Origin of the sequence: Bradyrhizobium sp. 2TAF36 (assembly GCF_052114925.1) — a bacterium.
Lineage (GTDB): Bacteria > Pseudomonadota > Alphaproteobacteria > Rhizobiales > Xanthobacteraceae > Bradyrhizobium > Bradyrhizobium barranii.
This window is the reverse complement of record NZ_JBFRFR010000032.1, coordinates 1-14,596: the sequence shown is the minus strand read 5'-3', so window position 1 is coordinate 14,596 and position 14,596 is coordinate 1. Positions and strand designations below refer to the sequence as shown.

Annotated in this window: 12 protein-coding genes; 10 read left to right on the top strand and 2 right to left on the bottom strand. The window is 65.7% G+C overall.

What is annotated here, in order from left to right; genetic code table 11:
* The first annotated feature begins 4 nt into the window (after positions 1-4).
* On the top strand, positions 5-1,651 hold the full coding sequence (locus tag AB4Z51_RS19465; protein ID WP_135214994.1) for an FGGY-family carbohydrate kinase: 1,647 nt from the start codon (positions 5-7) through the stop codon (positions 1,649-1,651).
* A gap of 5 nt (positions 1,652-1,656) precedes the next feature.
* On the top strand, positions 1,657-2,592 hold the full coding sequence (locus tag AB4Z51_RS19460) for a carbohydrate kinase family protein (protein ID WP_085399429.1): 936 nt from the start codon (positions 1,657-1,659) through the stop codon (positions 2,590-2,592).
* 12 nt (positions 2,593-2,604) lie between these two features.
* Here AB4Z51_RS19460 and AB4Z51_RS19455 read toward each other — a convergent pair whose 3' ends face one another.
* A complete protein-coding gene (locus AB4Z51_RS19455) occupies positions 2,605-3,492 on the bottom strand; it encodes a LysR family transcriptional regulator (protein WP_441497796.1) in 888 nt (295 codons plus the stop codon).
* Positions 3,493-3,626: 134 nt separating this feature from the next.
* On the opposite strand from AB4Z51_RS19455, the gene AB4Z51_RS19450 reads away from it, so the two are divergent.
* The 7 genes from AB4Z51_RS19450 (at position 3,627) to AB4Z51_RS19420 (ending at position 12,444) form a co-directional block, all read left to right on the top strand.
* The gene (locus AB4Z51_RS19450) at positions 3,627-5,048 is read left to right on the top strand and encodes an amidase (protein WP_085399430.1); all 1,422 of its coding nucleotides are present in this window, start codon (positions 3,627-3,629) and stop codon (positions 5,046-5,048) included.
* Between the two features lie 84 nt (positions 5,049-5,132).
* Complete coding sequence (locus AB4Z51_RS19445) at positions 5,133-6,083, top strand: ABC transporter permease (RefSeq protein ID WP_085399431.1); 951 nt, start codon at positions 5,133-5,135, stop codon at positions 6,081-6,083.
* Positions 6,080-6,973 carry an ABC transporter permease gene (locus AB4Z51_RS19440; RefSeq protein ID WP_085399432.1) on the top strand — a complete coding sequence of 298 codons (894 nt, stop codon included), beginning with the start codon at positions 6,080-6,082 and terminating at the stop codon, positions 6,971-6,973. The genes AB4Z51_RS19445 and AB4Z51_RS19440 overlap by 4 nt, the downstream gene beginning before the upstream one ends.
* Positions 6,974-6,975: 2 nt before the next feature.
* Positions 6,976-7,989, top strand: coding sequence for an ABC transporter ATP-binding protein (locus tag AB4Z51_RS19435; RefSeq protein WP_167768070.1), 1,014 nt, complete (start codon positions 6,976-6,978; stop codon positions 7,987-7,989).
* Positions 7,986-8,990 carry an ABC transporter ATP-binding protein gene (locus tag AB4Z51_RS19430; RefSeq protein WP_085399434.1) on the top strand — a complete coding sequence of 335 codons (1,005 nt, stop codon included), beginning with the start codon at positions 7,986-7,988 and terminating at the stop codon, positions 8,988-8,990. Before AB4Z51_RS19435 ends, AB4Z51_RS19430 begins: the two co-directional genes overlap by 4 nt.
* A 54-nt stretch (positions 8,991-9,044) precedes the next feature.
* Positions 9,045-10,541, top strand: coding sequence for an ABC transporter substrate-binding protein (locus AB4Z51_RS19425; RefSeq protein ID WP_441497795.1), 1,497 nt, complete (start codon positions 9,045-9,047; stop codon positions 10,539-10,541).
* Between the two features lie 262 nt (positions 10,542-10,803).
* Entirely contained in the window at positions 10,804-12,444 is a 1,641-nt protein-coding gene (locus tag AB4Z51_RS19420; protein WP_441497794.1) for an amidase family protein, read from the top strand.
* A 74-nt stretch (positions 12,445-12,518) separates the two neighbouring features.
* Here the strand turns inward: AB4Z51_RS19420 and AB4Z51_RS19415 are convergent, their stop codons facing one another.
* Positions 12,519-13,421 (bottom strand): LysR family transcriptional regulator, encoded by a 903-nt coding sequence (locus tag AB4Z51_RS19415; RefSeq protein ID WP_063984453.1) that lies wholly within the window; start codon positions 13,419-13,421, stop codon positions 12,519-12,521.
* A gap of 153 nt (positions 13,422-13,574) precedes the next feature.
* Here AB4Z51_RS19415 and AB4Z51_RS19410 point away from each other — a divergent pair, with 153 nt between their 5' ends.
* Positions 13,575-14,276 (top strand): alpha/beta fold hydrolase, encoded by a 702-nt coding sequence (locus AB4Z51_RS19410; protein ID WP_085399436.1) that lies wholly within the window; start codon positions 13,575-13,577, stop codon positions 14,274-14,276.
* The last annotated feature ends 320 nt before the right edge of the window (positions 14,277-14,596 follow it).

Here is a 14,596-nt window from a genome sequence, read left to right as displayed (position 1 = left end):
GACAATGCCGCGAGCGTATATCGGCGTCGACGTGGGGACCACGAGCACGCGGGCAGGGGTGTTTGACGAGGCGGGCACCCTCCTTGCCACCGCCAAGCATCCGATCCGGATCTGGCACGAGGCCGGCGACATCGTCGAGCAATCGTCGTCCGACATCTGGGAGGCCTGCGCCAAGTCGGTGCGAGCGGCGATGGCGGAAGCTGCCATCGCGCCCGACAGCGTCGGCGGCATCGGTTTCGACGCCACCTGTTCGCTGGTCGTCCTCGATCGGCAAGGCGAGCCGGTCACCGTCAGTGCCTCCGGCGACCGCCAGCGCAATGTCATCGTCTGGATGGATCATCGCGCTACGGCCGAGGCACGGCTGATCAACGAGACCGGGGACGCGGTGCTGCGCTATGTCGGCGGTTCGATCTCGCCCGAGATGGAGATGCCGAAGTTGCTGTGGCTGAAGCGGCACATGCGCGCGAGCTTCGATGCCGCCGGTCATTTCTTCGATCTGGCAGATTATCTGACCTGGCGCGCGACCGGGTCGCTGCAGCGCTCGACCTGCACGGTCACCTGCAAGTGGAACTACCTCGCACACGACGGCGGCGGCTGGAGCGCGCCGTTCTTCAAGCGCATCGGCCTCTCCGATTTCGTCAGCGAGAAATACGCCCGCATCGGCACCGAGATCGTCGCGCCCGGCACGCGGCTCGGCGAAGGCCTCACCCGAGCTGCGGCTGCGGAGCTCGGCCTGTCGCCGGGCACGCCGGTCGGCGCCTCGCTGATCGATGCCCATGCCGGCGGCATCGGCGCGATCGGCGGACGCGACGGATCGGGCGGAACGAGCGATGTCAGCGACCGTCTCGCCTACATCATGGGGACGTCGGCCTGCATCATGGCGACGACGAAGGAGCCGTGCTTCGTGCCCGGCGTATGGGGCCCTTATTATTCCGGCATGGTGCCGGACTTCTGGCTCAACGAGGGCGGCCAGTCGGCTGCGGGTGCGGCGATCGACCATCTCCTCAAGTCGCATCCCGGCCATGCCGAGGCGGGCGCGGCGGCGCGCAACGAGGGTGTCGACCTCATCGAGTACCTCGAGCGGCGCATCATCGCGCGCGCCGGTGACGCCAGCCGCGCCGCGCTGCTCGCCCGCGACGTCCATGTGCTTCCCGAATTCATCGGCAACCGCTCTCCCTACGCCGACCCCGACACCCGCGCGGTGATCGCGGGCCTCGATCTCGACAGCGACGTTGGTGCGATGGAGCGGCTGTTCGTCGCCGGCCTCTGCGGTCTGGCTTATGGCCTCGCCGAGGTGATCGAGGCCTTTGCCGCGCATGGCGTCCATTCCAGCATCATGATCATGGGCGGCGGCGCGAGCCGCAGTCCGCTGGTGCGGCAGATCATGGCGGATACCACCGGGCTCACCGTCGCGCTGCCGCAAACGAAAGAACCCGTGCTGCTGGGCGCCGCGATGCTCGGCGCGGTGGCCGGCGGTGCCTATGCCTCGATCGGCGAGACCATGGCGAAGATGTCGGCGCTGGGACGGAAGAGCGAACCGACCGCGCTCGGCATGGCCGCGTTTCATGCCCGCAAGCGCGAGGTCTACAAGCTGCTGCGCGAGGTCGATCGCAGCAGCCGTGAAGCGATGCGCGAGGGTGCCGGAGGTTGAAACGGATGTTGATTGCCTGCGGCGATGCGCTGATCGATTTCGTCCCGACGCGAAACACCGAGGGGCGAGAGGCGGTGATGCCTGCGGTCGGCGGCTCCTGCCTCAACGTCGCGATCGGCATGGCGCGGCTGGGCGCGCCGACAGGATTTGTCGGCGGCGTCTCGACCGATATGTTCGGGCGCATGATCGTCGACCACGCCACCGCGTCGAACGTCGAGCTGGGGCTTGCCACCCGCAGCGACCGCCAGACGACGCTCGCCTTCGTGCGCATCGTCGCGGGCGAGTCGCACTACGCCTTCTACGATGCCGAAACCGCGACACGGAACTGGACCTACCGGCGCGGCGCGATTCCGTTCGCGAATATCGAGGCCGTTCATGTCGGCTCGACCACGCTGGTGAACGACCAGGGCGCCGCCGAGACGAAAGCCCTGATCGCGGACGCGCGCGCGTCGTCGACGATCTCCTTCGATCCGAACTGCCGCCCCAATCTGGTCAAGAACAAGCCGGCCTATCTCGCGCGCATGGCCGAGTTCGCAGGCCAAGCCGATCTCATCAAGATGTCGGATGTCGATTTCGCGTATCTCTTCGGCGAGGAGCAATATCAGCAACGCGCGAACGCGTTGCTGGGGCAGGGCACGAGCCTCGTCGTCATCACCCGCGGCAACAACGGGGCCATTGCCTGGCACGCGAGCGCAGGGCAGGTCGAAGTTCAGGCGCCGAAGGTCGAGATCGCCGACACCATCGGCGCCGGCGACAGTTTTCAGGCTGCGCTCCTGTTCGCCCTGCACAAGCAGGGCCGCATCAGCCGGCAGCAGCTGAAAGACATCGGCGCGGACGAGCTTCGCCGCGCGCTGTCCTTTGCCGCCAATTGCGCCGGCCTGACCTGTACCCGCCCGGGCGCCGATCCGCCGTGGAGCCATGAAGTCACCTGGAATGTCTAGCCCGGGTCCGCATCACAGCCGTGCCACGACCTTCTCGGCGCATTTGAGGAAGGTGCGGATCAGCGGGCTCTGCGAATCCCGCCGCCAGCACACGGCGATATCGATGGAGTCGGCGGCATCCCGCAGCGGCCTGAACACGATGCCCTGCGGCGCGCCAAGCTTCGCGCAGGCCGGCAGGATCGCAAGCCCCTYGCCGGCGAGAACGAGGCTCATCGCCGAATGCACCGTCTCCACCCGGCTCGCGATCGGCATCACGATCTGATGCCGCCGCAGCAAGGCTGCGACCGCGGAGGAGGCGGGGTCTTGCTCCGGCGGCGGCAGCGCGATCAGCGGGCGGCCCTGGAGTCGAGCCATCGGCACCGCGCTCAGGCGCGCAAGCGGCGAGCGCTTCGGCATCGCCAGCATGAACGGTTGTGCGCCAATCCGCGCCACCTGGATCTCGGGATGGTGGATCGCCGGCATGCACAGCGCGACGGTGACGCTGCGGTCGAGCAGCCGCGCCTCGCGCGTCGAGGCGCTGAGCTCGGCGAAGTCGAGGTCGACGCCGGGAATGGATCGCCGCAGCTCGGGGATCAGGCGCGGCAGCATGGCGTTCGCCAGCACGAACATGTATCCGACCGAAATCCGCCCGCGGCTGCCGGCCGCGACCGCCCGCGCGGCTTCGACCCCGTCGGCCGCAAGCGCCAGCGCCTCGCCGGCGCGCACCAGCAGGGCCTGGCCGGCTTCCGTCAGGTCCATGCCGCGCGTGCCGCGGCGGAACAGCGGCGCGCCAACCTCGGCCTCTAACTTGCGGATCTGGACCGACAGCGGCGGCTGCGCCATCCGCAGCCGTTCGGCGGCCTTGCCGACGCTGCGCGCCTCGGCCACGGCGACGAAGTAGCGAAGCCGGTGAAGATCCATTGGCATACCGAAAACGTATGGGTTGACCACCAAAATGGTATTGGACGCTGAGTTAACAGAAGTGTCATTCTCGCTGTCAATGCCTTGTCAATGCTTGGGCCAACGAGGGCCGGCTTCGGAGCGATGATTTGACGATGAACGGCGATCCCTGCCTGCTGTCCGCAACCGAGTTGCGCGGCCTCATTTCCACGAAGAAGATTTCGCCTGTCGAAGTCACCCGCGCCGTGCTCGCGCGCGCCGAGGCGCTTCAGCCCGAGCTGAACTGTTTCATCACGCTCTGCGGCGACGAGGCGATGGCGCAGGCGCGTGCGGCTGAGCGCAAGGCGATGGCCGGCGAGCCGCTCGGCCTGCTGCATGGGCTTCCGGTCACCGTCAAGGACATCGTCAACACCAAGGGTGTGAGGACCACCTTTGGCGCCGTTCCCTACAAGGACAATGTGCCCACCGAGGACGCCGTCGCAGTCGCAAAGCTGCGCGCGGAAGGCGCGATTCTGATCGGCAAAACGACCACGCCGGAATTCGGCAGCAAATGCCTGACCGACTCGCCGCTGTTCGGCCGCACCCGCAACGCGTGGAGCGCTGAGCGCTCCTCCGGCGGCTCCAGCGGCGGCGCTGCGGTGGCGGTGGCGAGCGGCATCGCGCCCCTTGCGATTGCGACCGATGGCGGCGGATCGACGCGAATTCCCGCAGCCTGCAATGGCGTGGTCGGGCTGAAGCAGAGCAACGGCGTGATCGCGCACAGCCAGGCGCTCGACGCCTTCGGCAACCAGACCTATGTCACGCCGACCACGCGCACGGTCGCCGACACCGCGCTGATGATGCAGGCGATGGCCGGTGAGGATTCCTGCGATCCCTGGTCGATCGGCGTGCCCGTGCCCGATTTCATCGGCACCGCCGCGCCGCGCGGCGATCTGCGCGGGCAAAGGATCCTGTTCTGTGCGTCGCCGCCCGGCCGCCCGGTGTCGTCAGATGTCGCGGCCAGCTTCAAGGCGAGCCTCGACCGGCTGGCCGGTCTCGGTGCCGAGCTCGAGGAGTTCTCCGGCGAGGGGTTTGACATCGAGCCGATCTGGCGCGCCATCAACCACACCGTCTGGCGCACGCGTTTCGCCAAGCTGGTGGCCGAGCACGGCGCCGTCCTCAGCGAAGCCTTCGTCAAGCAGGTCGCGCTCGCGACCAATGTCAGCGGCATCGCCTATCAGGAGGCGATGTTCGCGCGCACCGCGCTGTTCCGCCGTGTGCAATCCCTGCTTGCGCGCGGGCATCTTTTGGCGATGCCGACCCTTACCCGCACCGCGCTGCCGATCGACCAGGACCTGTTCGGCACCATCGAGATCGACGGCAAGCACTTCGACAGCGTCCGGCCGCACTGGTTCCCCTGGACCATGCCGTTCAACATGACCGGACACCCCGCGATCAGTCTTCCCAGCGGCTTCGGCGGCGACGGCCTGCCGATCGGGCTCCAACTCGTCGGGCGCTTCCGTGCCGATGCCGAATTGCTGCGGGTGAGCGCGCTGTTCGAGGCCTCGCACGATCTTCTGTCCCGCCGGCCCGGCTGAGGTGAGGTACATGCCGCAAAGGACTTGCCTCCGGCGCCCGGACATGTTGATCGTGCGGCGGATGAGCCCTGAAGCCGAGCGCGCATGAGCGTATTCTTTCTTCGACGTCTGTTTACCTTGCTGGCGACGCTGGTCGGCGCATCCGTGATCATTTTCCTGGTGCTGGACGCTCTTCCGGGCAACGCGGCGCAGATGCTGATGGGCGCCGATGCCTCGGCCGACGCGGTGCGTGCGCTCACCGTCAAGCTCGGGCTCGACCAGCCGCTGGCGGTTCGCTATCTGCAATGGATCAAGGGCCTCCTCGTCGGCGATCTCGGCAACAGCTATGTCTATGGCACGCCGGTCGCGAGCCTGATCGCGGAGCGGCTGGTGCTGACCGTTCCGCTCGCGATCATGTCGATGCTGATCACGGTGACGCTGGCGCTCTCGGCCGGCATCTACACCGCGGCCAACCACAACAAGCTCGGCGACGTCGGCGTAATGTCGTTGACGCAAGTGGGCATCGCGCTGCCGAATTTCTGGTTCGCGATCCTGCTGGTCCTGCTGTTCTCGGTGCGGCTGCAATGGCTCTCGGCGGGCGGCTTTCCCGGCTGGGAGGATGGCATCTGGCTCGGCATCAAGTCGCTGCTGCTGCCGGCGATCTCGCTCGCCGTGGTGCAGGCCGCGATCCTCGCGCGCGTCACGCGCTCGGCCGTGCTCGAAGTGCTGCGCGAAGATTTCGTCCGCACGGCGCGCGCGAAGGGTCTCGGCAAGCGCGAGGTGCTGTGGAGCCACGTGCTGCGCAACGCCATGATCCCCGTGATGACGGTGATGGGGCTGCAATTCGCCAATCTGCTCGCCGGCACCATCGTGATCGAGAACGTGTTCTACCTGCCGGGCCTCGGCCGCCTGATCTTCCAGTCGATCGCCAACCGCGACCTGATCGTGGTGCGTAATTGCGTGATGCTGCTTGCGGCCATGGTCGTCATCGTGAATTTCGTGGTCGATGTGCTCTACGCCTTCATCGATCCCCGCATCAAGGTCCACGATTTGTGAGCGCGCCCCTGGCCACTTCGGTTGACGCCCCGGTCGCAACGCGTCCGCTGCCGGCCCGCACCTTCTGGACCCGCGCGCTGCGTCACCGCAGCTTTGTGCTCGGCGGAGCGCTGAGCCTGCTGGTGCTCGCCTCGGCGCTGCTGTCGCTGGTGTGGACGCCGTGGTCGCCCTATGAGATCGACATCGCCTCGAAGCTCCGGCCGCCGTCGGCGGCGCACTGGCTCGGCACCGATTCCTTCGGCCGCGACATCGTCTCGCTGCTGCTCGCAGGCGCGCGCTCGACCATTCTGGTCGGCATCATCGCCGTGAGCATCGGTCTCACCTTCGGCGTCTGCCTCGGCCTGGTCGCGTCGGCCAAGCGCGGCTGGACCGAAGAGATCATCATGCGCTTCTCCGATTTCACCTTCGCCTTTCCGGCGGTGCTCTCCGCAATCATGCTAGCCGCGGTCGTCGGGCCGGGCATGGTGACCTCGATCATCGCGATCGGCATCTTCCAGATCCCGACGCTGACCCGGCTGACGCGCGGCTCGGCCAACGCGATCTGGGCGCGCGAATTCGTGTTGGCCGCGCGCGCGTCGGGCAAGGGCAAATTCCGCATCACCATCGAGCATGTGCTGCCCAACATCCTGTCGATCCTGATCGTGCAGGTCACGATCCAGTTCGCGCTCGCCATCCTTGCCGAAGCCGCGCTGTCCTATCTCGGTCTCGGCACGCAGCCGCCGCAGCCGTCCTGGGGACGGATGCTGAACGACGCACAGACGCTGCTGTTCCAGTCGCCGATGCTTGCGGTCTATCCGGGCGCGGCGATCGCCATCGCGGTGCTCGGGCTCAATCTGCTCGGCGACGGACTGCGCGATCTGCTCGATCCGCGACTGGCGCGGGAGCGATGACGATGGGGGAGCGCTCAACCCTGCCGCTGATCGAGGTCGCCAATCTCGGCGTTCGCCTCAACACCAGCCGCGGACCCGCGCAGGCCGTGCGCGGCGTCAGCTTCACCCTCAAGCGCGGCGAGACGCTGGGTCTCGTCGGCGAATCCGGCTGCGGCAAGTCGGTGACGGCGCTGTCGCTGATGGGCCTCTTGCCAGACAGTGCTGTCGTGACCGGCAGCATCAGGCTTGACGGCAGCGAGCTCGCCGGTCTGTCGGATGCGGATTATTGCAAGCTGCGCGGCAACCGTATCAGCATGATCTTCCAGGAGCCGATGACCGCGCTCAACCCGATGCACACGATCGGCCATCAGGTTGCCGAGCCGCTGCGGCGTCACAAGAAATATTCGGCGGCGCAGGCGCGGCGTGAAGCGATCGCCTTGCTCGACCGCGTCGGATTGCCCGACCCCGCAAGGCGGATCGACGCCTATCCGCACCAGTTCTCCGGCGGTCAGCGCCAGCGCGTCACCATCGCCATGGCGCTGGCCTGTGAGCCCGACCTCCTGATCGCGGATGAGCCGACCACGGCGCTCGACGTCACTATCCAGGGCCAGATCCTCGACCTCATCGCCGATCTCGTCGAGGAGCGCGGCATGTCGATGATCCTGATCTCGCACGATCTCGGCGTTATCGCCGAGAACGTGCAACGCATGATGGTGATGTATGGCGGCACGGTCGTCGAGAGCGGGCCGACCGACGAGGTGTTCCGCCGGATGGGCCATCCCTACACGCAGGGCCTGTTCCGCGCCCGGCCGAAGCTCGGCGCGCGCAAGGGGACGCGGCTGACGACGATCTCGGGGACGGTGCCCGAACTTGCGGAATTGCCTGCCGGCTGCACGTTCGGCGACCGCTGTCCGCTGGTCGAGGACAAGTGCCGCGTGGCGCTGCCGCCGATGATCGAAGTCGGTCCCGGTCACGGCGTGCGCTGTGTGCGCACCGATGTCTCCATGGCCGCGAATGTCGGAGCGCTGCCCGCATGACCGCAGCGCCGCTTCTCGACGTCAAGAATCTTGAGCAGCGTTACACGCTGCCGCGCGAAAGCCTGTTCCGCCCGCCGGGCCAGGTGCGCGCGCTCAACGGCGTCAGCGTGCGGGTCGATGCCAGCAAGAGCCTCGGCGTCGTCGGCGAGTCTGGTTCGGGCAAGTCGACCTTCGCGCGGGTGGTGATGGCGCTGGAGCGGCCGATGTCGGGGCAGGTCGCGCTGCTCGGGCGCGATCTCAACCGCATCTCGCCCGACGAGCTGCGCCGCGCGCGCCGCGATTTCCAGATGGTGTTCCAGGATCCTTACGGATCGCTCGATCCGCGCCAGACCATCGCGCGCATCGTCGCCGAGCCGCTCACCGTGCTGGAAGATGCCGACCGCACCACTTTTCGCGCCCGCGTCTCTGCGGTGCTGCGGCAGGTCGGCCTGCGCGATGCCGACATGGACAAATATCCGCACGAATTTTCCGGCGGACAGCGCCAGCGCATCGCGATCGCGCGCGCGCTGATCACCCAGCCGAAGCTCATCGTCGCCGACGAGCCGGTTTCCGCGCTCGACGTCTCCGTGCAGGCGCAGGTGCTCAATTTGATGCAGGACCTCCAGGAGCAGTTCGGCCTGAGCTACATCCTGATCAGCCACGACCTCGCCGTGGTCGACTATCTCTGCGACGAGGTCGCGGTGATGTATCTCGGCCGGATCGTCGAGCAGGGCAGGCCGGAGGACCTGTTCGAGCGCTGTGCCCATCCCTATACGCGGGCGCTATTGGATGCCGTGCCGCGGGCGCGCGCCGGCGGCGGCCGACGGCGGCGCGGGGCCCAGGCGATCGCCTCGCAATCGGTGACTGCTGCCGGATGCCCCTATGTCGCGCGCTGTCCGCTCGCCGACCAGCATTGCCGCGAGGTTCCGCCCTTGCTACGCAAGGTCGGCGAAGCCCATCTCGCCGCCTGCCACAAGGCGGAGGCCGTGATGGCATTGCCGCACGCGGTCATGGAAGGTTAGTGTCCCCCATGGAATTGGCGTAGGCTGAGACAAGAGAAGGCCGGGGAGTTACGCATGTTCAGGAAATTATCGATCGTCGCATTTGCCGCCGCGCTTGTCGCAGCACCGCTGCCGGTGCTGGCGCAGGGCAAGAAGGACAGCGTCGTCATGGCGATGGCGCTAGAGCCGCCAGGGCTCGATCCCACCATCGCCGCCGCGGCCGCGATCGCCGAAGTAACGCTCTACAACATCTATGAGACGCTGACCAAGATCAACGAGGACGGCTCCGTCTCGCCCTTGCTGGCGGAGAGCTGGACCGCCTCGCCCGACCTGAAGACCTACACGTTCAAGCTGCGCAAGGGCGTCAAATTCCAGAACGGCGAGCCGTTCGATTCCGCGGCGGTGAAGTTCTCGTTCGAGCGCAACGCGATCGCGACCAGCACCAACAAGGACAAGAGCCTGTTCCAGGCTTTCGAGAAGGTCGACGCGCCCGACGCCGACACCGTCGTGATCACGGTGAAGTATTCCGAGCCGAACCTGCCGTTCCTGCTCGGACAGGCGAGCGGTTCGATCGTCGAGCCGAAGAGTGCAGCCACCAACGGCACGCAGCCGGTCGGGACCGGGCCCTATCAGCTCGGGGCCTGGGCCAAGGGCTCCTCGATCACCCTGACCAAATGGGCCGACTATCGCAACGCCGCCGCGATCAAGCTGTCGAAGGTGACGATCCGCTTCATCTCCGACCCGGCCGCGCAGACCGCGGCGCTGCTCTCTGGCGACGTCGATGCGTTCCCGCGCGTTGCGGCAGCGCGCGCCATCGGACAGTTCAAGGCCGATCCGCGCTTCAACGTCATGGTCGGCGGCTCCCGTGCCAAGACCATCGTCGGCATCAACGAGCGCAAGAAGCCGCTCGACGACGTCCGCGTGCGCCGTGCCATCCTCGCCGCGATCGACCGCAAGGCGATGGTCGACGGCGCGGCTGATGGTTTCGGCACGCCGATCGGCAGCTTCTACGTGCCCGGCGCGCTCGGCTTCGTCGACACCACCGGCATCAACCCCTACGATCCCGAGAAGGCCAAGAAGCTGCTGGCGGAAGCCGGCGTCACCACGCCGCTCGAACTGTCGCTGAAGCTGCCGCCGCCGTCCTATGCGCGGCAGGGCGGCGAGATCCTCGCGGCCCAGCTCGCCAAGGTCGGCATCATCGCCAAGATCGAGAATGTCGAATGGGCGCAGTGGCTGTCGCAGGTGTTCGCCGGCAACGGCCCGCACAATTTCGACCTCACCATCGTCAGCCATGTCGAGCCGTTCGACCTCGTCAAGATCACCGAGCCGGACTACTACCTCGGCTACAACAACGAGGCCTTCAACGCGCTCTACAAGCAGATCGTGTCGACGCCTGACCAGGCCGGCCGCGCAAAGCTGCTCGGCGATGCCCAGCGCATGCTGGCCACCGACGCGGTCGCCGGCTTCCTGTACCAGCCCCAGCTCATCACCATCACCAACAAGAAGCTGAAGGGCGTCTGGAAGGACGTCCCGCAATACGAGAACGATTTCTCGACCTGGTCCTGGGAGTAGGGGCCGTTCGATCAAGTCGAACCTGCTGCAACGTTGACCTCTCCCCATCGGAGGAGAGGTCAATCTTTTTGGGCAACCCAAAACAAAAACCTGAAAAACAACCCCATGCACAGTAGCCGGGGTTAGATATTTCAATGGCTTGCACGGTCCGCTCGATGGCTTGCTGAGCCATGCGATGCGGTTGACCCGTCGGGCAAAACACCGGCAATATACGATCATCGCGGCGTCATGGTTCGGGACGCGCCGTCAGGCGAGGCACGCCATGAAGAAGCCATCCCGCCGCGATGCCGGCATCGCCGCGGCTGCCGTCAGCGCTGAAGCACCGATCACTCTGAAGCTCGACAATGCGCCGATGAGCGATATCGCTCATGCGCTGGCCAGCGGACAGGTCACTGCCACGGCGCTGACCAAAGCTTACCTCGCGCGCATCGAAGCTTATGACCGCAACGGGCCCGCGCTCAACTCCGTGCGCGCGATCAATCCCGACGCGCTCGGGATCGCTGGCGAGCTCGACGACACAAAACCATCGGCCAAGCGGCCGTTGGCGGGCATCCCGATCCTGGTGAAGGACAACATCGCGACCGGCGACAAGCAGCCGACGACGGCGGGCTCGCTGGCACTGGAGGGCGCGCGCGCCAGGAGAGACGCGACAATCGTCAAGCTGCTGCGAAAGGCCGGTGCGGTGATCCTGGGCAAGGCGAACCTGACGGAGTTCGCCAACATTCTCGCGGCCGACATGCCCTCGGGCTATTCGTCGCTCGGCGGCCAAGTGAAAAACCCTTACGCGCCGGCGCTGATGGGCGATCACGGCATTCCGGTCGTGCAGCCAGGCGGATCAAGCGCGGGTTCGGCGGTCGCGGTGGCGGCCGGCCTGTGCTCGGCCTCGATCGGCACCGAGACGTCGGGCTCGCTGCTGTATCCCGCAAGCCAAAACGGCCTCGTCACCGTGAAGCCGACCGTTGGGCTGGTCAGTTGCGCCGGCATCCTGCCGATCGCGCACAGCCAGGACACTGCAGGGCCGATGACGCGCACGGTGTGCGACGCGGCGATGCTGTTGAACGTGTTCGCGGCCGAAGACCCACTCGACCCCGCGACCGAGCGGCAGCGGCGGCCGGTCGACTACACCGCCGACCTCGCGACCGACGCGATGAAGGGCGCGCGCATCGGCGTGCCGAGCGACTCGACCGACCCGCTCAACGATCGCTATTACGGCAAGCTGCCGCCCAGGTCGGCCAAGGTGATGATCGACGCGATCAAGGTGCTGGAGGATCTGGGCGCCATCATCGTGCGTGCCAACATGCCAACATCTGGCTGGATCGGCGGGCCGGGTACGAGCATGAACGTGCTCAATCGCAATCCCCTGAGTCGCAACAAGGGTAATCTGGCGACGCCGCCGATCGTCTTCCTCTACGAGCTGAAGCACGATCTCAATCTCTACCTCAGCGATTGGGCGACGAACACAGAGATGAAGACCATGGCCGACATCGTGGCCTTCAACGAGGCGAACGCTGAGACGGCGCTGCGGTTCGGCCAGGACCTGTTCCTCGCCGCCAACATGACCAGAGGCGATCTCAGCGAGCGCGAGTACAAATCGGCGCGGGCCATGGACCTGCTCTCCGCCAAGACGCGCGGCATGGACGCCTACATGAACCAGTACAAGCTCGACGCGGTGCTGTTTCCCGGCGCCGCCGGCTGCGTGATATCAGCGAAGGCGGGCTATCCCAGCGTCATGGTGCCGGGCGGTTTCATTTCGGGAGCAGACGACAAGGACACGCCTGACTATCCGCTCGGCGTAACCTTCGCAGGCCGTGCCTGGAGCGAGCACAAGCTGCTGCGTCTGGCCTACGCCTATGAGCAGGCGACCGACATGCGCAAGCCGCCGCCCGGCTTGCCCGCGCTTTAGATGTCACTGGCCGAGAGGATCAGGCGGAAATCCCTGCTCGCGCGTCGGACCCGTTTCTGGCCAGTTCCTAAAGTTCAGAGTGACAAATTGCGCGACACGCCCAAGGCGTCGACAAGAAAATCGATGAACAGGCGGGCTCGCAGGGGGAGTTGTCGTCCGAATGCGTGCAGGACGTAGACCGGTGTGGTGAACATCGGTATGCCCGGCAGCACGACATTCAATCGTCCGGCGGCAAGCTCGTCCTCGATAGCGATGCGCATGAACTGCGTGATGCCAACGCCTTTTATGACCGCCTCAATCAACGACTGGGCATCGTCGCTATCGAAGGGGCCATTGGGGATGACCCGTGTGCCGTCCGCAAAAGTAAATGCTTGCGGCCGGCCACCAAGCAGATGGCGAAGGCAGGCATGCTGAGTGAGATCGTCGATCGACTGCGGGATTCCTCGTCGCTGAAGGTATTCCGGCGATGCGCCCAGAACATATTGCAGGACACCTAACGAGCGGCCGATCAGGTTTGTGTCTTCCAATTCGCCAATTCTGACAGCGAGGTCGAAACCCTCGCGGATGAGATCGACACGGCGGTCCGTGACGCTGAGATCAAGCTTGATGTCCGGATAGCGCTCCAGGAACGAGCCCGCCCATGCGGAAATCAACGGGCGTCCAAATGTACTCGGCACAGTGACCCGAAGCACGCCACGGACGTTTCCCGGAACCTGCACGACGTCGTCGGCTTCCTCTATCGCGCGCAGATGGGGAGCGACGTGCTCGTAGTAAGCGGCGCCTTCGGACGTTGGGCTGAGTGTGCGCGTTGAGCGCTGCAGCAAGCGCACGCCGAGGCGTTGTTCGAGGCGCGAAACGCTTTTCGATACCGCCGAGGGGCTGGCGCCGATCGATCGCGCGGCGCCGGCGAAAGAACCCGCGTCAACCGTCCGCACGAAGGCCAGCAGACCGGCCGTTCTTTCTAGAATCGTTGTCATTCAGGACTTTGGATCGCGAAAGAACCGAACGAAAGACGGCTAATCGGCCATTTATGAACGAATAGTCTGACTTTCGCAATGGAGGCCCCGACAACCGAGTTGGTCTTCCAATGCCCTTCATCGCTGAAGCTCGTGCAAAAAAGGAAAAGCAGTATGTCTGCGCAAATCAAGCCAACGATCGTTTTCTGTCACGGCATTTGGGCCGATGGCTCCTGTTTCAGCAAAGTCATTCCAGCATTGCAGGCCGACGGGTACGAAGTGATCGCCGTTCAATATGGCCTGGACTCCTTTGAGGAGGACCTGGCGACGGTGAGGCGCACACTCAATCGTGTTGGCAGCCCGGTCCTTCTCGTCGGCCATTCGTATGGCGGCGCCACCATCACGGGCTCGGGCACCGATGAACGCGTGGTCGGTCTCGTCTACATTGCAGCGGTCGCTCCGGATGCCGGCGAGACCGTACAGGACCGGCTCGACAAGTATCCGTCGGATATCTTCTCACGCGTCGAGGTCGCCGATGGGCGTGCCTGGATGCTTCCGAGCGGCACCGAGTTCTTCGCAGGAGACCTCTCCGCGGAAGACCAGAAGCTGGTTTGGGCCACCCAATATGCGCCCGTCTACAATCTGTTCCAGCAACAGAAGCTCAGCGCCGACAAGATCGCGTGGCGGTCGAAGCCGAGCTGGTACATTCTGGCCACGCAAGACCATACCGTGCATCCGGATCTGCAACGCTGGGTGTCGAAGCGCATGGGAGCGACGGTCACCGAAGTGGCGAGCAGCCACGTGCCGATGCTCTCCCAGCCAAATGTGGTTATCGACGTGATACGCAAAGCCGCGGCCGCCGTTCAAAAAAGCTGATCGCAAATAAGATACATTGCCGGACACGAAGGAGAGGTCGTTCGCGAGGCGACCTCTCTTATTCATGGGCTGGCGTGCGACGGCCGCTCTTGGCCCTTCGCAGACGTGGCGTTGCTCGATGCAGATTTCGGCTTGTGACCCCAAGCTGGCGTGCTGGGGCATTGGCGCGGTGTCGGCTTTTGACCGATTCCGTTGAAGAAGTCGGTCTTCGAGCAAGACGGCCGCAATTCGCAGCGCGAACCGACCGCCTCTTAGGTCGGTTTTGGCTGCGGCGCTGGGATCAGCTTGGCTAGTTTCCGGAGGTTCTGGGCGGCTGCAGC